The organism is Opitutia bacterium ISCC 52 (assembly GCA_014529675.2).
GTDB lineage: Bacteria > Verrucomicrobiota > Verrucomicrobiia > Opitutales > UBA2995 > UBA2995.
The window spans coordinates 3,613,070-3,636,818 of the sequence record CP076040.1; the positions used below are offsets into that span (position 1 = coordinate 3,613,070).

General features: G+C 50.2%; 17 protein-coding genes. 2 read left to right on the forward strand and 15 right to left on the reverse strand.

Annotated elements, in window-relative coordinates; genetic code table 11:
* Positions 1–2 precede the first annotated feature (2 nt).
* Positions 3–1,400: a sulfatase gene (locus tag GA003_15330; protein ID QXD27376.1), complete on the reverse strand. Its 1,398-nt coding sequence runs from the start codon at positions 1,398–1,400 to the stop codon at positions 3–5.
* Positions 1,401–1,668: 268 nt separating this feature from the next.
* Between GA003_15330 and GA003_15335 the strand changes: the two genes are divergently transcribed.
* Complete coding sequence (locus GA003_15335) at positions 1,669–2,517, forward strand: hypothetical protein (protein ID QXD27377.1); 849 nt, start codon at positions 1,669–1,671, stop codon at positions 2,515–2,517.
* Positions 2,518–2,597: 80 nt separating this feature from the next.
* Here the strand turns inward: GA003_15335 and GA003_15340 are convergent, their stop codons facing one another.
* The 6 genes from GA003_15340 to GA003_15365 are packed head-to-tail and all read right to left on the reverse strand — an operon-like array spanning position 2,598 to position 9,211.
* A complete protein-coding gene (locus GA003_15340) occupies positions 2,598–4,241 on the reverse strand; it encodes an arylsulfatase (protein ID QXD27378.1) in 1,644 nt (547 codons plus the stop codon).
* Positions 4,242–4,299: 58 nt separating this feature from the next.
* Positions 4,300–5,373 carry a 4-oxalomesaconate tautomerase gene (locus GA003_15345; GenBank protein QXD27379.1) on the reverse strand — a complete coding sequence of 358 codons (1,074 nt, stop codon included), beginning with the start codon at positions 5,371–5,373 and terminating at the stop codon, positions 4,300–4,302.
* Position 5,374: 1 nt separating this feature from the next.
* Positions 5,375–6,001, reverse strand: coding sequence for a 4-carboxy-4-hydroxy-2-oxoadipate aldolase/oxaloacetate decarboxylase (locus tag GA003_15350; protein ID QXD27380.1), 627 nt, complete (start codon positions 5,999–6,001; stop codon positions 5,375–5,377).
* Positions 6,002–6,005: 4 nt separating this feature from the next.
* Positions 6,006–6,749, reverse strand: a complete 744-nt coding sequence (locus tag GA003_15355; GenBank protein QXD27381.1) for a PIG-L family deacetylase — start codon at positions 6,747–6,749, stop codon at positions 6,006–6,008.
* A 21-nt stretch (positions 6,750–6,770) separates the two neighbouring features.
* Entirely contained in the window at positions 6,771–7,742 is a 972-nt protein-coding gene (locus GA003_15360) for a VOC family protein (protein QXD27382.1), read from the reverse strand.
* Positions 7,743–7,798: 56 nt separating this feature from the next.
* A complete protein-coding gene (locus GA003_15365; GenBank protein ID QXD27383.1) occupies positions 7,799–9,211 on the reverse strand; it encodes an anion permease in 1,413 nt (470 codons plus the stop codon).
* Between the two features lie 131 nt (positions 9,212–9,342).
* Between GA003_15365 and GA003_15370 the strand changes: the two genes are divergently transcribed.
* Positions 9,343–10,260: an alpha/beta hydrolase gene (locus GA003_15370; protein QXD27384.1), complete on the forward strand. Its 918-nt coding sequence runs from the start codon at positions 9,343–9,345 to the stop codon at positions 10,258–10,260.
* A 130-nt stretch (positions 10,261–10,390) separates the two neighbouring features.
* Here GA003_15370 and GA003_15375 read toward each other — a convergent pair whose 3' ends face one another.
* The 8 genes from GA003_15375 to GA003_15410 all read right to left on the reverse strand — a co-directional run bounded on the left by GA003_15375 (position 10,391) and on the right by GA003_15410 (position 23,304).
* Positions 10,391–11,965, reverse strand: a complete 1,575-nt coding sequence (locus tag GA003_15375; GenBank protein QXD27385.1) for a sulfatase — start codon at positions 11,963–11,965, stop codon at positions 10,391–10,393.
* Between the two features lie 238 nt (positions 11,966–12,203).
* Complete coding sequence (locus GA003_15380) at positions 12,204–13,604, reverse strand: sulfatase (protein ID QXD27386.1); 1,401 nt, start codon at positions 13,602–13,604, stop codon at positions 12,204–12,206.
* Between the two features lie 20 nt (positions 13,605–13,624).
* The gene (locus GA003_15385) at positions 13,625–14,875 is read right to left on the reverse strand and encodes a beta-lactamase family protein (protein QXD27387.1); all 1,251 of its coding nucleotides are present in this window, start codon (positions 14,873–14,875) and stop codon (positions 13,625–13,627) included.
* 316 nt (positions 14,876–15,191) lie between these two features.
* Entirely contained in the window at positions 15,192–16,622 is a 1,431-nt protein-coding gene (locus tag GA003_15390; GenBank protein ID QXD27388.1) for a sulfatase, read from the reverse strand.
* Between the two features lie 189 nt (positions 16,623–16,811).
* Complete coding sequence (locus tag GA003_15395) at positions 16,812–17,909, reverse strand: hypothetical protein (GenBank protein QXD27389.1); 1,098 nt, start codon at positions 17,907–17,909, stop codon at positions 16,812–16,814.
* Positions 17,910–18,355: 446 nt separating this feature from the next.
* Positions 18,356–19,300, reverse strand: coding sequence for an esterase family protein (locus GA003_15400; GenBank protein QXD27390.1), 945 nt, complete (start codon positions 19,298–19,300; stop codon positions 18,356–18,358).
* Positions 19,301–19,531: 231 nt separating this feature from the next.
* The gene (locus GA003_15405) at positions 19,532–21,025 is read right to left on the reverse strand and encodes a DUF1501 domain-containing protein (GenBank protein ID QXD27391.1); all 1,494 of its coding nucleotides are present in this window, start codon (positions 21,023–21,025) and stop codon (positions 19,532–19,534) included.
* An 8-nt stretch (positions 21,026–21,033) separates the two neighbouring features.
* On the reverse strand, positions 21,034–23,304 hold the full coding sequence (locus GA003_15410) for a PSD1 and planctomycete cytochrome C domain-containing protein (GenBank protein ID QXD27392.1): 2,271 nt from the start codon (positions 23,302–23,304) through the stop codon (positions 21,034–21,036).
* Positions 23,305–23,749 lie beyond the last annotated feature (445 nt).

The following is a 23,749-nucleotide window of genomic DNA, read 5'->3' on the forward strand; positions in this document are numbered from 1 at the left end:
CATTAAGAACCTCTTTTCGCTATCTTTTGTTCAAGCGCCTTTTTCAATTCACTCACCAGCTTCGGATTATCCTCGGCGAGGTTTTTCGTTTCCTTCGCTGAGGAACTATGGTCGTACAATTCCATATTACCATCCGTATGGAGAGTAAAGCGGTAGCGATCTGTGCGGAGAGTCTGCGCTCTCGAAGTATATGCGTAGGCGGTATGGCCCGGCGTGGTAGGTTCTGTGAGCTGAGGAACCACCGAGGTGCCATGAACGAAATCGGGTTTATTCAGGCCAGTAAGTTCGCACAGGGTGGGAAAGAGATCAACGGTCTCAATGACTGCGTTGGACTTTGTGCCAGGATGATTCATACCAGGAGCGGAGATGATGAGCGGGGACCGGAGTGCTTCTTCGAAGAGACAGTGCTTGCCCCAGATGGCATGCTCACCCAGGTGCCAGCCATGATCTCCCCAAAGAGCGACAATGGTGTCTTTGTCTCGGCCGGTTTCCTTGAGTTTGTCGAGGATTCGTCCGACCATGTGATCTACGTAGCTAACGCAGGCGGCGTAATGACGTCGGACCTTATCGGCGTAGGCTTTGTCCTTGTTTGGGTCCTGCCCATGATGGAAATACTGATTGGTGAATTCTCCCGATGCGTGCCAGGTGCTGGCCCAATCAGGCTTCTCTGGGTGAGGGATCGGAGGCAGGTCGACTCCTTTGTAGGGATCCATATATCGGGCCGGCGATCCAAATGGGAGATGAGGTTTGATAAAACCGATAGCCAGAAAGAAAGGGGTGTGCGCTTTTGCTAAATCTTCGAGTTGTTCGAGACCTTCCTCGGCAATCAAGCCATCGTGGTAGTCAGTATCTTCGCCTTCAGCGCTTTGCATGACCTCCATTTTATTTTCCGAAAAGGATCCGATCTTTTTGATCTCCCCATGAACCAACGAATGCATCGCCCCTCGCGGGTGTTTCCATCGGCCAGTGGGCATGAGTTGACGATCCCAGGCTCCTGGCATTTCAAGAACGTTTTGGTCATACCAATCCTCACCGCCCCACCCACCTGGGTGATGCGAGACTTTACCAACAGATACCGTCTTATATCCATTTTTCCGGAACCACTCCGGCATACTTGGCGAGACGGATGCATTGAGAGACTTTAGCTTCTCGGCTCGTGCGAAGAGAGCTCCATTACCATAGGAGCCGTACATCCCAGTGAGCATGGTATAACGAGAAGCACCGCAAGTAGGGGCGTTTACGTAGTGGTTATGAAAAGCTCTGCCTGAATTGGCGAGGCGATCAATATTCGGAGAATGTATGTAATCGACACCAAATGACTTTAGTTCTGGGCGAAGATCGTCCACACAGATGAGCAACACATTCTTTTTGTCGGATGAGCTACCATGACCTGCACCCATTAAAGAACAGAAACAGCCAAGGTGTAGAATAGTAGCAAGGAGTATGAAGTGTTTTATTCTCAATGGGATGGGTAGTTAAGAGATTCTGATTAAGTTCGAGTAGCTAGATTGAAGGGGTGGCATAGGGGTATCAAGGTGTAAATCGGATAGCAAAGTCAGCCGAAAGAGTTACATTGATAAAAAGAGCAACAAAAGAAGCTTAACAAGCGTTGTAGTACCCCAGGTTAATAGCTCGCAGTTTAATAATTTCGTCACCAATTTGGGGAATATGAAATTCAACCTATTTCTCCTGTCCTCGCTACTGGCCTTGTCACCCTTTGGAGCTTTTGCTTCTGATTTTTCTTCACTTATTGCAGGAACCAATGAGATTCAGGTCGAACATGATGGTTTCAGTAGGAGGCTCATTGTTACTAGCCCCAAAAACTATTCCCCGGATAAAAGCTACCCGATTCTCTTTTGCTTCCATGGTGCAGGAGGGAAAGCGGACGGACCCAGCATGCGGTTTAGTCCGCACGTCGATAAACGGGGCCTCATTCTCATCAGTGCAGAAGCGATTCGACCACTCGCAAAATGGAATTTTAAGCAGGACTTCCATTCTGTGAATTATGATGACGTCGGTTTTATTTCCCAAGTAGTCAAAACCTTGATCGCCCAGAAGATCGCGGATCCCAAAACCATCTATGCGACCGGACATTCAAGCGGGGGATTATTTTGCTATCGATTGGCTAAAGAAACCCATATCTTTGCTGCCGTGGCCCCTATGAGTTGTGGAATGGCGAAAGATGCTCACGAGCCCGACGACCAAACAACACCCGTTTCACTCATGCAGGTAATCGGGGATCAGGATAAGAGCTATCATGGATCCACAAACCCCAAGATAACGATGTATTCAGCAGAAGAGCGTATCCGCATCTGGAATACTTTCAACAACTCCAACTCCAAACCGAAAGTTGAGAAACAAGGGGAATCCATAATTTGGTATACCTATACGAATCCGGACGGCCTAGAAATAATCTTTGGAAAAGTTAAAGATGAGGAACATCACATAAGAAGGGATCTCCGAGACGCAACGGACGTGAAAGCATTGGATTTCCTATTCAGGCACAAATTAAGATAGAAAGCGCTTCGCCGGGCAGGGATCATGTTGCCGTTGGCTCGGCACCTAGGCATGACTCAACTCTCCTGCTGGTTATTCAATTACTCAAATGCGACTCCGACTTCGTCCGCATAGTTGAACCATTGCTTTATCAGGTCTTTTTTCAGATCCGGATATCGATTTGAGAGGTCTTCTTGTTCCCCCGGATCTTTAATCAGGTTATACAGTTCCCAGTCAGCAGTCTCTGCTCCGGAATAATAAATCTTCCAGTCACCTTTTACTAATGCACGTTGGCTGTGTAATTCCCAGCCAACCGCTTCGTCACCGCGGACATCTATATTACTGTTTTTCAAATGAGGAAAAAATGATTTACCGCGAACGGGGTTAACAGTCTTTCCTCGGTGCTTGCTACCGGGATGACTGACACCTGCGACGTCGAGCAAAGTCGGTAATACATCTTGGACCGTCAGGTATTCTTGGCTGACCCTACCGTGGTCGTTCAATGAAAAAGCATTTACAATAGCGGCGGCACGAGTGCCTCCTTCGTAAAGAGAATTTTTGACATCTCGAAAGGGAGCCATACTCGCTGATGCCCACCCACGACCGTAGACTGTAAACGAGTTGTTCTGACCGAGGCTTTCCAGGGATTGATCGTAGCCTCTGGCGAGCGGAGGAGGGAAAGTCTGCGCTGCACCGTTGTCTGACATGAACAGAACGAAGGTATTCTCTCGCTCACCAATCGTTACAAGATAATCCAGCACTCGACCGATGTGAAAGTCCATGTTCTCTACCATAGCCGCATAGATCTCCATCTTTCGACTAAGTAAGAGTTTCTCACTCTCTAGGAGACTATTCCAGGAATCGGTCCCGGTATCGAAACGGTCCATGTTTACATTATCCGGAAGCACCCCTTGTTTCATAGCCCGCTCAATACGTTGGGCGCGCAAAAAATCATAGCCTTCATCATAGTGATTCTTGTAACGCTCACGCCAATCCAGAGGAACTTGTAATGGGAAATGGGGTGCCGAAAAAGCAAGGTAGGCAAAGAACGGCTGTTCACTGTCCTTGTTGCCATCGATGTATTCGATTATTTTGTCCGTAAATGTTTTCGTTGAAAAATAGTCCTTAGGTAGCTCCTTCACCACATCCCAATTCTCCCGGTAAATAAAGGGTTCTGCACGAGCTATTCCGCCATGGGCACCTCCGTCTGGCGGAATTAGATGCAAGGCTGTTCCCGTCAACTGAGCAAAGGATTGTTCGAACCCACGGCCTGCCGGAATGTGCTCTTGAACCAATGCCCGACCCAGGTCCCACTTGCCCGTCATATAAGTATGGTAACCCGCATCCTGAAGGATTTCGGGAAGAGCCGCCACCCGCTGACTCAAGTAGCCGGCGTACTCCGGTGTGCCGTAACCAATGGCTTCCTTATTCGGTGCTAAGCCATTATCAAATACACGCATAAGGTGCATCGATCCCAGTCCGGCTTCATGGTGATCCATTCCCGACATGAGCATCGCCCGGGTGGGCGCACACACCGGTGCCGCATGAAAGTTTGCAAGACGTATACCCGAAGCTGCGAGGTCATCCAGATGAGGGGTTTTAATTTCGCCACCGAATGATCCAATATCGGTGAAGCCCATGTCATCGGCTACGATGAGTAAAAGGTTCGAACGTTGATCGTCTGCGTTGGCATAATTCGCAATGCACCAAACAACTAGAATCAGAAATAATTTAACAGTCTGCATATTCATATAATAATTTAGTAAGCACGAATCGAAAGGAAATGATCCTGGGTGAATCAGCTCACGGAATAAATACCTCTCCTTTACCAATAATACGAGCCGTGCGAATGGCTCCGGACTCATGAATCTCCAAACCAGACTCTTTCGGGGAGGTCTTCAGAGTCACTGCAAATTGCCCGGATGGATGTTCCAGGGAAAAAGAGCTAGAGTCGCTTGCTTCCTCGGCAATGCCTTCTGCAATTGATCCCGGGAGTAAACCAACGGCTGCGACTGAAAATGCACCCATAACTCCAATGGCAACATGACATTGATGTGGTATAAATGTGCGTGTGTTCATCAGGCCACCGGACCGTGGAGGTGAAAGCAAACACATCTTGGGCACGGAGAGTGATGATACATCGCCTAAGTTCATCTTCGGACCCATTTGCAAGCGGATGGACTCGAGGCGTTTCTTAAGGTCTTCATTTGTATCCAGCTCCTCCTTGCTTTCATTGCCACTTATCGCGAAATCTGATGCTCGAAGCGCTATGACTGGCATGCCGTTATCGATACAGGTCACTTGCACATTATCGACTTCGTCTAACACGTTCCCGGTCGGTAGTAACTTTCCGCAGTTGATACCAACGGTCTCGAGGTACTTGCAAATCACAGGAGCACCCGTTCCGGGAACGCCGTCTACTTTCGCAGAGCCCTCCAATGCAATTTGAGAATGGGGCGTCTGCACAGTGACCTCGCACAAAGCGCCATTATTAACCATGTGAATGACTGCTTTGGTAGTGGGATCGGTTGGCGCAAGCATTCCGCTCTCGATCGTAAAATGTACCACGCCAGAGAGAATGTTGCCACATCCTTGCGCAGCCGAAAGACGTCCCTCTCCAATGATCACCTGTAAAAACAAATAGTCTAGATCAGCGTCCTCGCGCTTCGAAGGACTCACCAACGCGACTTTGGCAGTGAGAGGATCGCCACCGCCCAGACCATCGATCTGTCGCGTGTCTCCAGGACCAACCCCTTCCATCGCTGCAAGTATGAGCCTATCTCTCTCCTCTACAGAATCTGGGAGATCGGCCGTATTGAAAAAGATGCCCTTGGAGCTACCGCCCCGAATTTGCATGTATGGAATTCGCGAGGCCATTCTAGTACCCAAACTTCTTATCCCACTCGTATATCTTCAAAGATGTTTCTCCGGCCTCAAGACGGGCTCTTACAGCAGCCTCTTTCTTTTCGCGGGCATCAGCCTTTTCAATCGCTTCTTCAACTCTGTCCTGCGGGACAATCACCACGCCGTCTCGGTCGCCGACCACGATATCTCCGGGCTGAATAACTATGCCTCCGATCGTAATCGTTTGGTTTAAACTACCTTCGGGATCCTTTCCGGTTCCCTTGATACACAGTCCACGAAAGAAGATCGGGAAACCCAATTCTTCAATCGTGTCCGAATCTCGGATACACGCATCAATAACCAGGCCAGCCACGCCTTGCTCCATGGCCCCTGATGTGAGCAAGTCTCCCCAGTAGCCAGCATCATAGGCGCTCGAGCAGTCCGCCACAATTACGTCTCCTGGCTTCGCATAGGCGTAAGCGCGGTGCAGATTCACATTCATATAGGCCTTACACTTCACCGTGTAGGCTGGGCCACAAATACGCATCGCAGGATTCAGTGGTTTGATCTGGTAAGGCAGGTCACCTATTTGTCCCAAGGCTTCATGGAGGGTGGCGGCTCCAAACTGCGAGAGGGCTTTTAGTTGCTCGTCGGTGATCATCGCTTTAATCGAAATGAACGTCAGGTGCGATGGAGTCCAAAACAACAGGAACTCTACTTTGAAAGGCCTCCGCGAATTCAACTTGTTTCTTCCCGGAAATCCTTCGGGCATGATTACCACGCCTTCCACCCAGTTCGGTGTAGTAGCTTTGCAAATACGTTTGAGCTCGCATGCATGCCATCGCTGCTTTCTTTTTTTCGAATACCGAGGTGATATCAACGAACGTGTCGGGAATGAAGCCGGACAGTTCCGGTTGATGCGGCTCAAAGCTATACCAGAGTGGAGGCGTGATGGCTTTGAAGGCTGCATCGACACCGGCACCCGCTGAAAGCAAGCGCGCTTTTTCTACGGTTTGATACGTTAGCGGATGATCGGGGTTAAAAGGATCTTTAGCGGAATGCGTCAGGATAACGTTCGGTTCAAATTCGAGAATGATGGCCGCCAACTGCTGGACACGTTCGTCGCTCACAACCATAGGGTAGTCGCCCCAATCGAGGCAGCGGAATTCACAACCCAATATTTCGGAAGCCTCGGCCGACATTTCATGCCTCAGTTGCTTCACATCTTCAACCGAACGATTGGGGTCTTCCTTCCAGAGCACGCCCGACTCACCTCGCTCGCCGTAGGAAAGAGTCAGGTTTAATACTTCTCCGTCTTGTTCCACTGTTTTGGCAATGGTGCCACCCGCTCGCCAGACAAAATCCGCAGCATGCGCTCCGACTACCAATAGCTTTCTTTTGGTTTCCATAAAATTGATCAGGCTACCGATTCAGGCATTATCCTCTGTTTCATCCGGCATGGGAGAACCACGGGTGTGAAAACTCTTAACGGTTTGCAGACCCCAGGCCTGTCCTTTTTTGCGTTCGTCCAGAGACCACACAATCGGCTTGTAATCGGGGTCCAACACAAGACGAGCGGTACTGTTTGCTATCTCCACCCGGTGGCCTCCCGGTTCATAGAGGTATAGAAAAAAGGTCTGCTGAATAGCATGCTTGTGGGGCCCAGTTTCGATGGTGATTCCGTTTTCCAAAGCGATATCCGCAGCAATCAATACTTCCTCCCGACTGTTGACTGCGTAAGTCACATGATGAAACCGGCCTCGCGCTCCTTGTAGGTGATCTTCTGTGACAGCCAAATCGTAAGACTTTGAATTGACGGAAAACCAGGCGCCCAGGACTCGGTCTTCGTCGGATATAATGGTTTCCGTCAATCGACCCCCCAAGGTGTTGAGCTGAAAGTCTTGAAAGGCACCCACATCGGGAGCCAACAAGTTAATGTGATCGAGACGCCGTACATTCATACCCCGGCCGGGAAATTTGGAAGCGGTGTTTTTAAGAGCCGAAGCGTCATCCGTGCTGGATCGGTATTTCTCTGATTCAAAATAGATTTCCGTCAACTGACCGCTTGGCATTCTGAACTGGTAGGTACGGCCCTGGCCCAAATCCCCGTCTGTCCAACCTAGGCCATGCCCACTTGCCTCTATTGCCTTCGCTTTGTGTTCCAGAATTTCGTTACTTCTTAAGCGCCAGGCGTAGTGTCCGAGATCCGCATGGGTGTGCGCCGTCAACTTCAAGGTATGATGCTCGTAATCGTCGTAGGCACGCAGATAAACAGAATCACCTTTTTCATCGCTAATGGACATCCCCATCACTTCCGAAAAAAACTGAACGCTTTCTTCCAGTTTTGGTGTCAGCAATTCCACATGCGCCATGTGGGCAATATCCCATTGGATCGTATCCATTATTTTAATTCAGTCTCTTAATTGTTTGATGTTAGATTTAGATAATTCTTAGGGAATCAAATCAAACCAAGCCAAGGTACTACCCATAGCATCAATGCGGTAAGAACGATCACCCAAAAGACACTGATCACCAGTCCTGGCCAAAGCATGTCGGTCATTCGATAATAACCTTTTGAATAGGTGATCAATGCTACCGCATCCAACGGAATCAGAAATGCGCACGAGGCCGTAAATATAACGGGAAGGGCCAAGAGCATGGGCGGTTGGCCAATAGCGATTGAAAGGGCCACGATGGGCGGAATCATTACCGCATTTACCACAGGCCCTATCGGTACCACAAAATGAATTAGGACGGTAAAAGTACTGATCGCAACGATCAGCCAGAGAACACTTATCCCTCCAGCTCCATCGAAAATCGCGGATACTACCCAAGTTGCGAGTCCGGTATCGCGGCTAGCCAAGCCGATGGAAGTAACCGCTCCGATCATTAATAGAATATCCCAGCCAATACCTTTCGACGCCTTATCCCAGGTCGAGACACCAATTCCTGGAAGAAAAAAGACAACCGAGCCGATAAGCGCGATCATGGTTACATCGAGCGCCTTAGGATACCAGTTACTTAGTATCCATAAAAAAATTACTATACCAAAAATAGCCATCACCTTTATTTGGGCGGTACTAAGGGGTTCCTTCGACACCTCTCTTTCTTCCGGATTTTCAGAGATGTTCGAAATTTCAGGTGGAAAGAATTTTAAGAGCACCAACCAGGAGATGGGTATGAGCAACACAACCATGGGGATCCCAATAGCCATCCACTTTAGAAATGGGACTTCTCCTCCGCCTAAATCAGAAAGCATGACCAACCCCATGATGTTGATCGAACTTCCTGCGGGAGTAGCGATTCCACCAATAAACGCGGCGATTGTGATTCCCAGCATCAATACTTTTCCGAAATTGGAGGACCCGGGTTGCAAATTCTCCTGTTGAAGGATCCCTAAGCCGAGAGCCATCCATAGTGCGCAGGCCGGCACGTCTGACATAACCGACGATACGACCGCGGTTCCAATCATGAAAGCCAGCAGAATTTTTCGCGTATCCGTACCAGACTTGGATAGGAGCCAATGGGCAAATCGACTGTCCAGCTTGGTTTCCCTCACTACCGCCGCGAACAAAAACATGGCCAGGACAAAGAAAAATACTGGACTGATAAAGTTGCCAGCAGCCTGACGCAAGGTTGCCGATCCGACCAATGCCTGACCGCCTATGGCCAATATCGATGTGACAGGAATCGGTATGGCTTCAGTTACCCACAGAATGAGACAAGCGATCGAGAGGGCCATTAGTCGATGCCCTTCAACACTGAGAGAGTCAGATACCGGCAGAAAAAAGACTAGCAGGAAGGCTGCAAGAGCAACCATACAAGCTTTAACCGGGCTGGTAGATTTTTGGAGAAACGTAGCATCAGTCATTATAATTTTGTATGGAGAGAAGAGCGGAAAGGCTGTGGCAGGCTGATTCGGATACAAGAGATAGTAACAATTGTGACTAGTTGACAAGCACCTTTCAAAATCGTCTTATTAAGCTTTAGAGCGCAACCACTATGATCCGTACACTCATTTATATCACCATTTACTTTTTCGGCCTTACCTCAATCACAACGGAAGCCTTCGCCCAGCGCAGGGCTGCCGATCAGCGTCCACGAATCGAACCCACGGTTTCAGATGTGCCCTATGGTGAACACGAGCGACACGTGTTCGACTTTTACAAGGCGGAGTCCTCATCGCCCACACCTTTGGTTTTATACATCCACGGGGGTGGTTTCGTGAGAGGAAACAAAGACACCATAAATCAAGAAACGCTCAAACAACTCCTGAAGGCTGGCATTTCGGTGGCTGCTATCCACTACCGCCTGGCTGGTGAAGTGCCGCTTCCAGCAGCCCATGAAGACGCTCAACGGGCGGTTCAGAGTTTGCGTGCTAATGCAGACAAGTGGAACTTCGACAAAACTCAGATGGGTGCCTTTGGTGGTTCCTCAGGGGCGCAGTTGTGCATGTGGTTGGCATACCAGGACGATCAGGCTGATCCGAAAAACAGCGACCCCATTGCCCGCGAATCGACACGATTAGCCTTTGTGGCCCCGCTGAACGGTCAGATAACTAACGATTTCGATTGGTGGCTGAATAATCTACCTGGCTACGATGAGCTCCATCGGGATAAAGCCGAAATTTTCGGAACGAATGATAAAGAAAAAATAGCGCCCATAGCGGAGAAGGTTTCGGTAATTAATCATGTAACGGCAGACGACCCACCTACCTACATGAATTATGGAATGGCGCCTGGAGATTCGATTCCTGAAGGTGATCGTGCTACCTCCTGGAAAGTTCACCATGTTATTTTTGGAGTCACTTTGAAGGAGAAGCTAGACGCCCTGGGGGTCGAGAATCACCTCAACTATCCTAATGCCGATTCAAAGTATAAATCAGAAGCAGACTTCTTTATAGACAAATTCGGGAAATAGGGCTCCAGAGGAATTACCGTATCCTCTGGCCTTAGCGTATGCGTATCCGGTAAATGGATTCATTGATCCATACACCCACATCTACGCATGCCCTTTCTTCATTTCCCATAAGCCTTGCAGAGTTAGAGCCTTATTCCCCACCTGACCACAGGTCTGTTGCAGGATCATAATTCGGGTTGGGTGTCATCATCTGCGCATTCACATCTTTACGCCATTGATGCAGTTTCGCGGTGAGCTCTTTGGTTTTGCGGGTTTCAATTTTTGAAAGATCGTTCTGCTCTCCAATGTCCTTGGTCAGATTAAAAAGCTGAACGGTTCCGTTTTCGAAGTATTCGAGCAGCTTGTAATCACCGTCACGAATGGCTCCACCCGGGCTTTGCATCCCATGATTGCTGTAGTGTGGAAAGTGCCAATAGATAGGTCCTCGTTCCATTTTTTCGCCACGCACCAAGCGGGTGAAACTCTTCCCATCAAGGCCGCTTGTGTCATGGTCTACGCCGATCATTTCAAGAATGGTAGGGAAAAAGTCGGTACTTATAACCGGTTCATCGCTGACTGCTCCTGCCTTTCCCTGATGTGGCCATTTAACAATCATGGGGACTCTGATTCCGCCTTCGTAGAGCCAGCCCTTGGCACCACGGAGTGGCAGATTGGATGTGGAAGCACGGGTATCAATTTTGTCGCGAGTGGTTTTGAAATGAGGCGTGCCATTCATCACGGACATGCCGCCATTGTCTGACATGAAAATGACGATGGTGTTATCTTCGAGGCCATGTTCCTTCAACTTTGCCATGAGTGTCCCCAGGCTTTGATCGACGCTTTCAACCATGCCGGCGAACTCAACATTATCTTGCTTCTGTTTCACCTTCACAAGGTCGTTGGCGTAGGAGGTGTAGGTATCCCTGTACTCCGGCTGCTTTATCAATTCATCGAGCTCGGCCCTGCTCGGGTTGGTCGGGCTGTCCGGGTTGCCTTCGAGTATGAAATCCGGTCCGGGCTGGGGCGGCATGGCGGCCAGTTTCTTCTTATACTTTTCGACCAGGTCGGGCCGACCATGAATGGGGTCATGCACCGAGAAGTGAGACATATACAAAAGGAAGGGCCTGTCCTTGTTCACATCAATATACTTGGCGGCCAGCTCCGCCAGGCGATCGGTCACGTACTCTCCTCCATCGAGCCCGGGAATATCCTTCGGGTTATAAAATCCGAGTCGACCAAGGTTGGAGTTCACGGAATAGGGAACATGTAAGTCAAAGCCATGCCCGGTCGGAGTGGTGTTTCTTCCCAAGTGCCACTTACCAAACAGGGCGGTGGCATAGCCTTCCTTCTTCAAGACTTCGGCCAGGGTGGTCTCATCGGGATCGAGAGCCATGGCCTTGTCGGGATTCTTCAAGACCTGATAGGGTCGATCACTTCTTCCATTGAGCCAATCCGTCAGGGTCAGGGTTGCAGGGTACTTTCCTGTAAGGATGCTGGCTCTGGTCGGCGAACACACATGGCAGGCCGCATAGGCATTTGTAAAACGCATGCCTTCTTCCGCGAGTTGATCGATATGAGGCGTGTCGTAGAAGGGACTGCCGTTACAGGCGACGTCAGACCAACCCAGATCGTCCACCAAAAAGAAAACAACGTTCGGTGACTTGGCTAGTCCTCGCACACTACAGAGGAGGAAGATTGCGAGAATTGGAAAGAGTAATTGTTTCATGGTATATCTCCTATGCGGTTCAGATAGCCGAAGTAGGCTCTCAGTGTCGTTTTGTCCTATCTGGTGAATCAGATTTGCAGGGTAATAAGAAAGTACGATTTTATTATGCCTTGGCAAAATTGGAATCGAAGAAAGAAGCAGACTAAGAAAATACACCAAAATAGGCCCTGGATATAGTAATCGCTGGCCATTTCTTATTAGAACTTGGCCAAGCGGTTATCATGTTAGAAGCCGTTATTCAGTTGGTTTGCGTTGCCAACAATTCGTCTAGTTGCGTTCGCAACTGGGTGAGCGTTTGGCCGATGAGCAGCTTGTCTGGCTGGCGGTAAGCCAAGTTCTTCAGCTCATGGGGATCGTTCTGGGTGTCATAGAGCTCTTCTTCACCTGAAGCATAGCGTATGTAGCGCCAGCGTTCGGTTCGCAAGGCATGATGGTCGACGAAGGTGGTCCAGGCGGGGTGGTCCCAATCGGCATTCACGTTTTCCAGGAGAGGAAGGAGGGAACGACCTTCGAGTTCGTGCGGTGGATCCAGGTCGGCATAGTCCATCACCGTTGGATAGATACTGAGAAGCTCCACGGGTTTGTCGCACACGACACCAGAAGGGATTCCTGGGCCGACGATGATGAATGGCACGCGCGTAGCCAGCTCCCACAGAGTGGCTTTTCCCCAATGACGTTTCTCCCCCAGGTGATAACCATGATCGGAAAAACAAAGAACGTAGGTATTGTCTCCAAGTGGGCTTTCTTCCAGGGCATCCAATACCCGGCCCAATTCGTGATCCATGGCCGAGGTGCTCGCCAGGTAGGCTTGCACAATGGATTTCCATTTGCCGTTGTCCTCGACCCAATCGTGCGTCCAAAGCCCAGGGGCTTCCACATCCTGTGGTCGTCGCTCCCGTTTTCCAAAATAGACCAGATCTTCGGTATCGTTTTCCACTGCTCCGATGGGTAGTTCTATTCCGTTCAGCGGATGGCGATCGAACCAGACTTGCTCGGCATACATCGGAGTATGAGGCCGGTAAAAACCACAACCGATAAACAGGGGACGGTCATGGCTACCTAGCAGGGTGTCGATGGTATGTTGGGCAATCTCCGCATCGTGACTGGCAGCATCCTTTACCGGAGGAACGCCCCAATCGGTTAACGTCCAGCCTGCATCATAGTTCACCTTAGGAGATTGCAAGGGCCCGTAAAAGAAAGCTTCCGATTGCTCCCACTCGTCGTCCGAGCTTCTTACCTGGTGATAAAGCTTTCCGTACCCATGGCTCGAATACCCGTTCTGCAGCATAGTTTGTGAAAGGGTGACAATGTCCTGCGTCGATTCCTGCTCGCGAAACCAGCCCATCGGATTGGAGTGGATTCCGGTCGTGGTGGGTCTCAGCCCTGTCCAGATCGCCGTGCGTGAAGGATTGCAAACCGGGGACACGCAATGCGCGTTGGTGAACAAAACGCCCTGCTTGGCCAAGCGATCTAAATTAGGAGTGGAGGCGTTCGGATGTCCATCCAGACTTCCCACGTAGTCATTCAAATCATCGATGGCGATGATCAGAAAATTTGGCCTTTCCTCAGCCACAAGGCCGAGCATTGAGATGAAGGCCAGAGCAACAAAAAGAGGGAATTGTCGGAATAGGTGGAACATGAACATGGGTCGTAATGGTGTTATTCAATAATGGCCTGATAAATGGCTTTTGCAAAGTCGCTCCGCATCGAGCCACGCGGTTGTTGCAACATGATTACTGCGACCAGTTCGTTTTCAGGATCAGTCCATGACATCGTGCCAGCAGCACCGCCCCATCCAGAGGCACCTTTCCCTCGATGGTTCATTGCAGTATCTGGATCCAGTGTGACGGCAACCGTGTATCCGAAACCCATCCCGGCTTGTCCCTTCTTGTTACTGGTTGCATAGAGGTCGTTCACCTGGTTGCTCCCCATCATCTTCACGCTGGCTGGGCTGAGTAGGCGGTGATCAAAAAGTTCTCCACCGTTGAGCAGCATCTGTTCGAAGTGGAGATAGTCTTCCGTCGAACTGAAAACCCCCCACCCCTCTTTCTTCTTTGAGAGATCAACACCTTTGATCACGACCCGTTTTGATTGCTTGTCGCTCGGTACTCGGAAATACGAATGATTCATCTCCAGTGGATCAAAGATCCGTTTCTGAACGTACTCCTCAAATGGGGTACCTGAAGCGATTTCGATGATGCGTGACATCACATGGAGCCCCGCTCCAGCACTGTAGCTCCACTGCGTGCCCGGTTGAAAATCCAAGGGCGTCTTTGCCAATCTAAGAGTATAGCTTGCGCGTGTATCGTCGTCTTTTCGTCGAGGCACCGGACCGACTTTCGCCCCTAGGCCGCCGCTAACAAGTCCGGACGTGTGAGTGAGCAAATGATGAATCGTCATAGGTGTTTCAACCGGTACAAGACGGTGCTCTGGGATCTTTCTCTTACCTTGGGTTTTGAATTTAGACATGCTGGCTGTTGGATCTGCCAGAACAGCCACTTTCATGTTGGCAAATTCGGGGATGTATTTCGAAACCGGATCACTCGGACTTATTAGCCCTTTTTCAATCAGCATCATTGCGGCAACACCAACCACAGGTTTGGCCGAAGAGGCCATGATGAAAATAGCGTCGCGTTCCATCTCGCGCCCTTTTAAGACATCCATTTCTCCATGGGTTGAGAAATGAACTACCTTGCCGCGTCGTGCCACAGCCGTGATCGCTCCTTGAATAGTCCCCGCCTCAATGTGCCCCTGCATAACTTCGTCGATGCGTTTTAAGCCCCCGGTTGACACCCCGACCGACTCAGCCTTGGCCATGGGCATTTTCGTCGGCGTATGCATGGGTTGGGCCGAAGAGGAGCCGAAGGCGCCAAAGGCCAGCGCAAGAACTAAGAGTATAAAACGTTTCATGATCGAGAAAAGTTGGGCAGTGTATCAAATGATCGATCTTAGGGTCTAAAGTAGTGAGCAAGGTAATCCAACTCTGAATTCTTACAGGGCCGAAATACTGGATGCTGGGACCTGGATGTTCGGGGCTGGTTATTAGATACGGGCAACTCAATTGATATACCGAACATAGCGGAACCAAAATAACATTTTCGCGCACTCAACACTGCATCCAAAGTGCTCCTGTAGTCCAGGTCAGGGTCAAACTGCACTTCGCAGGCCAGACTCACCATTACTACAATTCTTTGCCAGCTTCTGCGAGAAGGTTTATCCGATTCAGCTAAGGCTGCCCTCGCAAGCGCCCGAGATACTCATACTGATCAAATGCTTCTCCGCCGCCAATGACTCGAGGATCCTCGTATTTCTCTAGCTCGGCAAATAGTTTTTCTTTCAAGCGATGTAACGTACCCGCGTATTCGGTACGGCCTGCGACATTATGCACCTGATAAGGATCTAGCCGAAGGTCGTATAGCTCGTCAGTCGGTCGAAGCCCAAAGGATAGCTGCCAATAGATCTGCATATCCGGCTCGTCCTTATGCTCAATAATATAACTCTTCGTGGGACTCTCGTTAACTTCCGAATAAGTGGGGCCATAAACACTTCCATTGGGATGACCGGATGGCCATCTCTCGGGCTTGAAGTTGTTAATATATAAAAAATGGTCGGTGCGAATGGCGCGCATGGGAGTACCTCCCCGATGGTCCAATTGAGCCAGGGTATGACGTTCCTTCCCGGCCAAGACGTATTCACGATTCGATGACACACGCCCTTCTTTTTCGGAGCGCAAAACAGGCAGCAGAGAACGACCGGTGGTGCCAGGCAGGTAGTCGACTCCGGTTGCTTCCAGAAAAGTGGGAGCAAGATCCGTGGTGCTCACAAAGTCAGTTACGACTCGGTTCTGTGGCACTTGGGTATGCCACTTAATGGCCAGGGGAACGCGTGCACCGTGATCGTAGAGGCTGGCTTTTCCACGAGGAAACGGAAATCCATGGTCCCCCGTCATGACAAAAATGGTATTATCGGAAAGTCCCTGCGCCTCCAGGAGAGCCAGCGCTTCACCCACCTGACGGTCGAAGCGTTCCACCTCCCAGTAATAGTCAAGAATGTCTCTGCGAACGGCATCTACATCTGGAAAGAAGGGAGGCACATCAACATCCTCCGGCTTCATTCCTGCTCGGATTCCTGAATCCAAAATATAGGGTCTATGAGGATCCGAAGCTCCAAACCAGAAACAAAAGGGTTGATCTTTCGGACGTTCCTTCAGGAACGCCTCCAGGCTCCTAAACTTTTTACCTGCTACTTCTTTCCCACCATCCGAACCCGGGCCGAATCCTTTGCGATAATGCCCCACAAAATAGCCGGCCTCCTTCAACACCTGCACATAAGTCGGAAATCCTTCCGGATAATTACCAAACAAGGCGCTGCCTGATTTAAGTCTCCAGAAATGCTGTCCAGTAAGGATCGCATTCCGTGATGCGGTACAGGTTGGCGTGGAAACATAGGCGTTGGTAAACAGCACACCATTGGCCGCAATGCTGTCGAAAGCAGGTGTCTTGATCACCGCATCTCCGTAAGCACTTGCATGAGGCCAACCCCAATCATCGGCAATGGCAAAAAAGATATTGGGGCGATCGCTTGTGTGATGATCGGCGAAGAGAAGTGCACCGACATTCACAGTCAGAAGAAAACAAAAGATGACGAATCGTTTCATGAGCTACTAGTTTACTGTGGTCCCTTTAATCCTCGGAATATTTTTCCGACAAATTCTCTGCAGTTCGAAGGCACGATACCTGTTTACTCTCCCTTCGAAAACCCTAGCATCCAATCGACCAAATCTATCGAACTCTACGACCGCAAAACCAATCCTGAAGAAATGCATAAGCTCGTAAATAACCCTACCCTACTGACTACCGTCCTTGAGCTCTTCACACTCATATGGAATAAATTTGTCTGTAGAATACATAGATGAATTCGAGTGCGAGTAGGGTTCGGCCAAATAAAGGGGATCTACAATGGTATATTCGCGGGTCAATTCAGTGCCATCCTTGCTCATGGTGAACCGTTCGGTGATTTCCATCTGGTCACTGTGCCGAATGGATGAAGTGGCACGTCCACCAATAGCTATAAGGAAGCCAGGCTTGAAGCCTTTGGTGTGGACGACCAGCGTGTCACCCTCCCATTTTCCCAAAGAATAGCCAGTGACGCTGGGTTCGATTTCATCAGGAAAATCTCCAACTAGATGAATGACACGAACCATATCCATAAACCCGTAAGTGATGACCAAAGCGGATCCCGTTTGTTCGATCTTATTCATCATCTGGTCAAAGGCATAGTCGAGGATGATGTTAGTCGGCTCGCATTGAAAACGAGGATTTTGATCTTGGGTAAAGTCGTCTGCTTCTTCACGCGCAAGATCTGTAAGCTCATAAGACGGTGGCCGGTTTTGGCTCGCTTCCTGTCCCCAACCCACGGCCTGCGGTGCAGCAACTTTTTGAGGTGACCCGTCCTTACCAAAATCAACTCCGGCTGGTGGGCCATCCGACCTTGGACTTGGGCCCCAAGGATTAGGAGCATTCTTTATCGGCTCCGTCCAATTTCCGGCCAAATTTGGGTTTCCGTCTTCCCGAACTAATTCCCGCTCTCCAACGACGATATTGCCGGAGGTATCCAGCGTGTCGTACCGTGCGACGACCGTCCCATCTTCTAAGGTAATGGTTTCGGTATAGCAGGTTTTCGGGTCACGACGGTCGGGCGAACCAAACACGGTAATGGTGGTTCCCGGCTTAAACATATCGACGGTCCAACCCTTGCGCTTGAGCAAACTACCTGAACGCAACTCGCAGCGCCATTGCTCTTCTTTACCTGAATTGTTCTTAACCTTGAAGTAGACGTAAGCATGTGGGTTGACAAAGCGAACGCGGTTCACAGTGCCAGACACAGTCAACACTTGCTCCAGATCAAACTGCCCGGTCACACCATGGTGAGCCACTGAGGACATAGGCAAAAAGATAAGACCAAACAAGCATGTCAATAGAGTGTGCCTCATTGATAGTTTGAACATCATGCGTCCTATGCTTCAGGAGCAAGTCAACCAACGCAATTTTGAATTTTGCGGCGCAGAGAGCCGGACACGTATTATTTGGATAAAGAAAATGCCTGCCTCAAATACTCCCAGAACCACGCCAACTCCATCGCATCTATCCCATCTTTACTCGGCTTGATCTCCGCGACATTGATCTCGATCAGCTTCTGTCGCGTGGCGCCTATGGGATGCCAGTCCTCCAGAATCTTTATATCCAGCGTGCTTTCATCAAGAATCTCTTCGGTACAGAAGAGGGATTTCTCGGCGGCATGGAGCGATGTGGCGAGCGCGAACGTCAGCGCTACCAGCAGTGGGTTTTCATCATAAAATGCTCCAATCGCTTCGACCTTCCTGCTGCGTATTTATTTAAGAAGCTTAAGTTCGTCTGCGCTGAGCGTGAAGTGGCGGTTGTGAAACGCATAGGAATCGAGGGCATGGACTTCTTCACCCCAGGAGTGTCCGCCTTCGTGAAGGATGAAGTCGTGCTCAATATTCAGGGAAACCAGGAAGCGGCTTAGATTTTGTGCGCCCTCAAGGCCTTTGTCTTTTTTGCCGAAGACGATTCTGATGCCAAGATTTCTGCGGATCAATTCATGGTTTTTCTCAACTATCGAGTAGCCTAAATTGTCTTTCCAATACTGGGGGTCATTTCCCATCATTTTATATTTATTGCCGAAATAGGGGATCGTTTTACGGGCTTCTTCGCTGGTCGGGTCAAAATCAACTTTCAAAATGCCGCCGCTTGCAAAGTTGGTGATTGAGCTGAACATATTCGGGTGCAGAAAGCCCAATTGCGTAGCTCCGGCTCCACCCATCGAAAAACCCTGAATGGCCCGGGCGCGCGATTCAGGAATCGTTCGGAATTTCTGGTCTATATGAGGAATGAGCTCTTTTATGATCATGGTTTTTATCATCAGGCTTCCATCAAATGAATCCTGATAGCCTGAGCCCTTTGCTCCATTGGGCAGGACCATAATCGTCGGTGGAATCAGTTTATTTTGGATCGCCTTTTTAAGACCTTCAATGCGGCGCAGATTCCTGGATTCATCTCCTCCGCCACCGTGCAGTGAATAAATAACAGGATAGCGGCTTTTCGGGTTATGCTCGTAGTGCTCTGGCAGGTATATGTAAAAACCGACTTCCGCATCGTTGGCATCCGAATACAAGGTGTGGTGCTGAGCCTCGGTGGCGTTTTTAGTATCTTTGTTAATCCACTCGAATTTAGTTTGTTCACGTGCTGTTTGAGCTGCCAATGAGGACGACACAACCAGCATTATATAAATTGAAATAGGTAGAAATGAATTCATGGGCTTGGCTAAGTATTCAATGTAAGGCAGGATCAAGAGACCAGGAGTTGATCTTTGATACTTAATTTTGGCCAAAGGGAAATACAGCTCAAGGTTTAAGACCCACTCCTTTAGATGTCCTCCTCTTGTCAAAAGTACTGATCTGACGTGAATGGCACTCACCCCTCTCTCGGCCAATTCCGTTCTGTTCCATTCACATAGATCAGGATAGGTTGTGCCATCATTGAGCTCTCATGCAATGAGATCATGGACGACATGCCCATGCACATCAGTTAGACGAAAATCGCGTCCTTGATACCGGTAAGTCAGCTTGGTGTGGTCCATTCCCAGTAAATGTAATAAGGTGGCGTTCAGATCGTGAATGTGAACGGCTCCTGGCGTAAAGTGATGCTTAGACGGCTGGTGCTTTCCTACCAACGGGTTTCCATCAGCATCCGTAATATTGTATCCAAGGTCATCGGTCTGACCATAGGTAATGCCAGCTCTAACTCCACCGCCAGCCATCCACATAGTAAAGCAACGGGGATGATGATCGCGACCGTAGGCATCGGAACCGTATTCTCCCTGAGAATAAGCCGTACGCCCGAATTCTCCTCCCCAAATAACCAGGGTATCTTCGAGCAAGCCGCGACGCTTCAGGTCGGTTATAAGCGCCATGCAACCGCGGTCGACATCTTCGCACTGGGCGGGCAATTCTGTGCGAAGGTTATCGTGCTGATCCCAACCGCGGTGGAATATTTGAATATTTCTGACGCCTCGTTCAGCCAATCTGCGCGCATTGAGGCAACAAGCTTCGAATGTCCCCGGAATCTTTCCTTTCTCGCCGTAGAGCTTCCATGTCGAATCGGGCTCCTGGCTGATGTCCATTAGTTCTGGAACGGCAGCCTGCATGCGGTAGGCCATTTCATGCTGTTCCAGACGAGCCAGTATGCTGGGGTCGCCAAAGTCCTTATATTGCTTCTGATTGATCGCAGCCAGGGCATCCAATTGGTGACGGCGATGGGTACGCGAAACGCCTGGCGGATTATTAAGATAAAGCACCGGATCTTCGCCTCCTCGAAAAATGACGCCCTGATGATTGGAGGGCATGAAACCGCTTCCCCAAAGTCTCCCGAACAGACTTGCTCCCTGCTGAGAACCCATCGAATGCATCACCACATAACTGGGCAAATCGGAATTCTCGCTGCCCAAGCCATAGCTCAACCAAGCGCCCAGACTCGGCCGTCCCGGTATCTGGCTGCCAGTCTGGATATAGGTGACTCCCGGATCGTGATTAATCGCCTCAGTATGAACACTGTGGATAACACAGAGTTCCTTCACCACCTTGGCGGTATGAGGCAGAAGTTCGCTCACCCAAATACCACGGTCGTTATTTTCGTATTGGCTAAACGAATACTCGCTGGGCATAATCTTCAGTGCGCCCTTGGACATTCCGGTAACACGCTGACCATCGCGAATGTGAGCGGGGATTTCCTTACCAGCATGCTCCTTCATCTTTGGTTTATAGTCCCAAAGGTCGTGTTGGCTCGGCCCTCCATTCATGAACAAGTAAATGACCCGCTTTGCGCGTGGCCTATGATGAGCGGCAGCTTGATACGGAGCAGCCGAGAGAGTCGGCCCCAGTAAGCTCGCTAACGCTGCCGTTCCAATGCCTAGCCGCGCTCGCCCGAAAAACTGACGACGGGTCATCAACAATTTATGTTCGCGGATCGGATCGGTTTCCATCGTGGTTATCAGTAAAGAAGTATAAACGGATCACTTGCCATGACCGCGACGACGACCTGAGTCCAAGCGGCGACTTCTATAGGATCGAGAGATTCGTTTCGCTGCGTTCCACCCACTTCGAGCAATGATTCAGCAAGCGAAGGATTCGCTGAATAAGCGCTTTTGGTTTTCTCGAACAGCGATGTGCATGCGGTCTTTTCCTCCAGGTTCGCTTCCCGGCCTGCCAGCGTCTCGAAGAGGCGGTCAACCAGGGCTTCGTCGTTTTCCCGAGAATCGATGATCGACTCGGCCAATTTCCTCGCAGAATAGATTCGCTGAGGTTCGTTTAGAAGTGCCAGCGATTGCAGCGGCGTATCCGTGCGAGACCTACGAGCACAAGCAGATTCGCGATTTGGCGCGTCAAATATCGTCATCATGGGATGAGGGCTGGCTCGTTTCCAGTAGACATAAATACTGCGGCGATAGACTTTGGGTCCCGTATCGGGAACGTACACACGGGTATTACTTTTCTGATGACCGATCAACTCCCAAAGTCCTGGCGGCTGATAAGGTTTCACTCCTTCGCCGCCCATGAACGGATCGAGCAAATCTGCGGCGAGGAGCGTCGAGTCGCGAATAACCTCTGCATCGAGCCTGAAGCTGGGTCCACGAGCGTAAAGCCGGTTTTCAGGATCATCGATGTCGAGCCGCATAACGGATGACTGTCGAAACGTCCTACTGAGCACCAACCGTCGCAACATGGCTTTTTGATCCCAACCGCTGGACTGAAACTCGAGGGCCAAAAAGTCCAGCAGCTCAGGATGGGTTGGATGCTCGCCTTGAAGCCCAAACTCCTCGGGCGTTCTCACAAGCCCGACTCCAAACACCTGTTGCCAAAGTCGATTCACCAATACGCGGGCCACGAGAGGATTGTCCGGAGCCGTTAGCCATCGCGCCAGACCGAGGCGATTTCGAGGGGCGTCCTTGGGCATGCCTCCAATCGCGGCAATGACACCGGGCTGGAGAGCCGGACCCGATGGAGAATAATAATCGCCTCGCTCTAATAGAAAAGTCGGCCTTGGCTCTCCCTCTTCGGCCACCAGGGTCGTGGACATACGGCCTTCGATCTCGGCAAGCTCGAAGGCCTCCTCACCCGACAGCTCGAAACCCAGTGACTTCAGATGTTTGTGCCGCTTCCAGTCCGCAATGTCTCGCGGAGCCTTCTCAACGGGCGGAAGATCATATTTATAACCATCAAGCGGTTTCTCGGCGGTATTATTGAAGAACGCAAAGAGCTGGAAATACTCCTCATGAGTGATGGGGTCGTACTTGTGAGTGTGGCAACGGGCACACTGCAAGCTCAGCCCGAGAAACACGGTACCCAAATTCTCGACACGGTCGAAGTTGTTTTTCGCCTGAAACTCTTCCGGTATTGACCCACCTTCATTGGTCGTCGGATTCATTCGCACATAACCGGTGGCAACCCGCTGCTCGAGCGACGGCTCTGGCAATAGATCTCCCGCCAGCTGCCAGGTAATGAACTGGTCCATCGGCAGATTGTCATTGAACGCCTGTATGACCCAATCGCGGTAGGGATAGAGTCCCCTCCGAACATCGCGGGCCAGACCCGACGTATCTCCGTATCGAACCGCGTCTAGCCAATACCGGGCACGATGTTCCCCATAATGTTCGCTTTGCAGCAACTGACCCACGTAACCGTTGAAGGCGTAAGGATCTTTTGACGACACTAGAGCCTCTACCGATTCGACGGTCGGAGGTAAGCCGGTGAGGACCAGAGACGCCCGGCGAGCCAAGGTTGTTAGATTCGCCTCCTGCGAAAAATCGATTTCATTCGCTCGCATGTCGGCCTGGATGAATTCATCGACCGAATCGAAGCGAGTATCTCTTTGAGGTTTCTCGAACGCCCAGTGCTTGGCGTACTTCGCGCCAGAAAGGACCCAGCTCTCAAGAATGTCGCGCTCCGAGTCACTCAATGGTTTTTCATCGAGCGGTGGCATCGGATCTTCTTGGTCCGAGATGCGAGCAAGCAGAAGACTGTCCTTCAGCTCATGAGGATTAATCGCCTGTATTCCGTTTCGAATTAGAACCGCTTCCTCGTAACTGGTAAGCTTCCGCTCATCTGCTTTGGCGTCAGGCCCATGACAGACAAAGCACTTTTCTGATAGGATCGGTAGCACTTCCCGTGCGAAATCGGGTTCCGGCGTCTTTGCTACAACAGCCACCCCCGTCAGGATAACGAGAACAGAAATTGCAATGGATAACTGCCTCGCATTGATCATTCCATTAAATCAACCAGTGACACATAGCTAAAGACAAGTATTAACGCTCAAAGTGTTTAATCAAAAAAGGCTTCCACCGCAGAGAGGGTGAATGAGGTCAGCCCTTAATGTTTGGTGTCGATGGGTAACCGCTTTGGCCATTCTTGACCCACCCATTTTTAAGAACCTTGCTTAGATCTATGAGTTTCAGCAGACGACATTTTCTTCAAGCCAGCTTGATGGGTGTTTCTGGTACGGCGTTGGGCTTCAAGTAATCCGCCTTGGAAAAAAATAGCATGACACCACAGAGTTCACGCATCCTTCTGCGGGGCTACTGGCATGAAATCTCAACGGATTTCCTGTCCTACTCCGCGGCCAGGCCCCCATTTCGAATGATCGATTGTGAGTAGCTGTACCCTGCGGAAGGGACCGCCGGGAATGTTTCCTGATACAATCAATATTGGTG

Coding starts and splice junctions, on each gene's coding strand:
- GA003_15330 (QXD27376.1), bottom strand. CDS start 1,400: ATGGGTGCAGGTCATGGTAGCTCATCCGACAAAAAGAATGTGTTGCTC.
- GA003_15335 (QXD27377.1), top strand. CDS start 1,669: ATGAAATTCAACCTATTTCTCCTGTCCTCGCTACTGGCCTTGTCACCC.
- GA003_15340 (QXD27378.1), bottom strand. CDS start 4,241: ATGCAGACTGTTAAATTATTTCTGATTCTAGTTGTTTGGTGCATTGCG.
- GA003_15345 (QXD27379.1), bottom strand. CDS start 5,373: ATGGCCTCGCGAATTCCATACATGCAAATTCGGGGCGGTAGCTCCAAG.
- GA003_15350 (QXD27380.1), bottom strand. CDS start 6,001: ATGATCACCGACGAGCAACTAAAAGCCCTCTCGCAGTTTGGAGCCGCC.
- GA003_15355 (QXD27381.1), bottom strand. CDS start 6,749: ATGGAAACCAAAAGAAAGCTATTGGTAGTCGGAGCGCATGCTGCGGAT.
- GA003_15360 (QXD27382.1), bottom strand. CDS start 7,742: ATGGATACGATCCAATGGGATATTGCCCACATGGCGCATGTGGAATTG.
- GA003_15365 (QXD27383.1), bottom strand. CDS start 9,211: ATGACTGATGCTACGTTTCTCCAAAAATCTACCAGCCCGGTTAAAGCT.
- GA003_15370 (QXD27384.1), top strand. CDS start 9,343: ATGATCCGTACACTCATTTATATCACCATTTACTTTTTCGGCCTTACC.
- GA003_15375 (QXD27385.1), bottom strand. CDS start 11,965: ATGAAACAATTACTCTTTCCAATTCTCGCAATCTTCCTCCTCTGTAGT.
- GA003_15380 (QXD27386.1), bottom strand. CDS start 13,604: ATGTTCCACCTATTCCGACAATTCCCTCTTTTTGTTGCTCTGGCCTTC.
- GA003_15385 (QXD27387.1), bottom strand. CDS start 14,875: ATGAAACGTTTTATACTCTTAGTTCTTGCGCTGGCCTTTGGCGCCTTC.
- GA003_15390 (QXD27388.1), bottom strand. CDS start 16,622: ATGAAACGATTCGTCATCTTTTGTTTTCTTCTGACTGTGAATGTCGGT.
- GA003_15395 (QXD27389.1), bottom strand. CDS start 17,909: ATGTCCTCAGTGGCTCACCATGGTGTGACCGGGCAGTTTGATCTGGAG.
- GA003_15400 (QXD27390.1), bottom strand. CDS start 19,300: ATGAATTCATTTCTACCTATTTCAATTTATATAATGCTGGTTGTGTCG.
- GA003_15405 (QXD27391.1), bottom strand. CDS start 21,025: ATGGAAACCGATCCGATCCGCGAACATAAATTGTTGATGACCCGTCGT.
- GA003_15410 (QXD27392.1), bottom strand. CDS start 23,304: ATGATCAATGCGAGGCAGTTATCCATTGCAATTTCTGTTCTCGTTATC.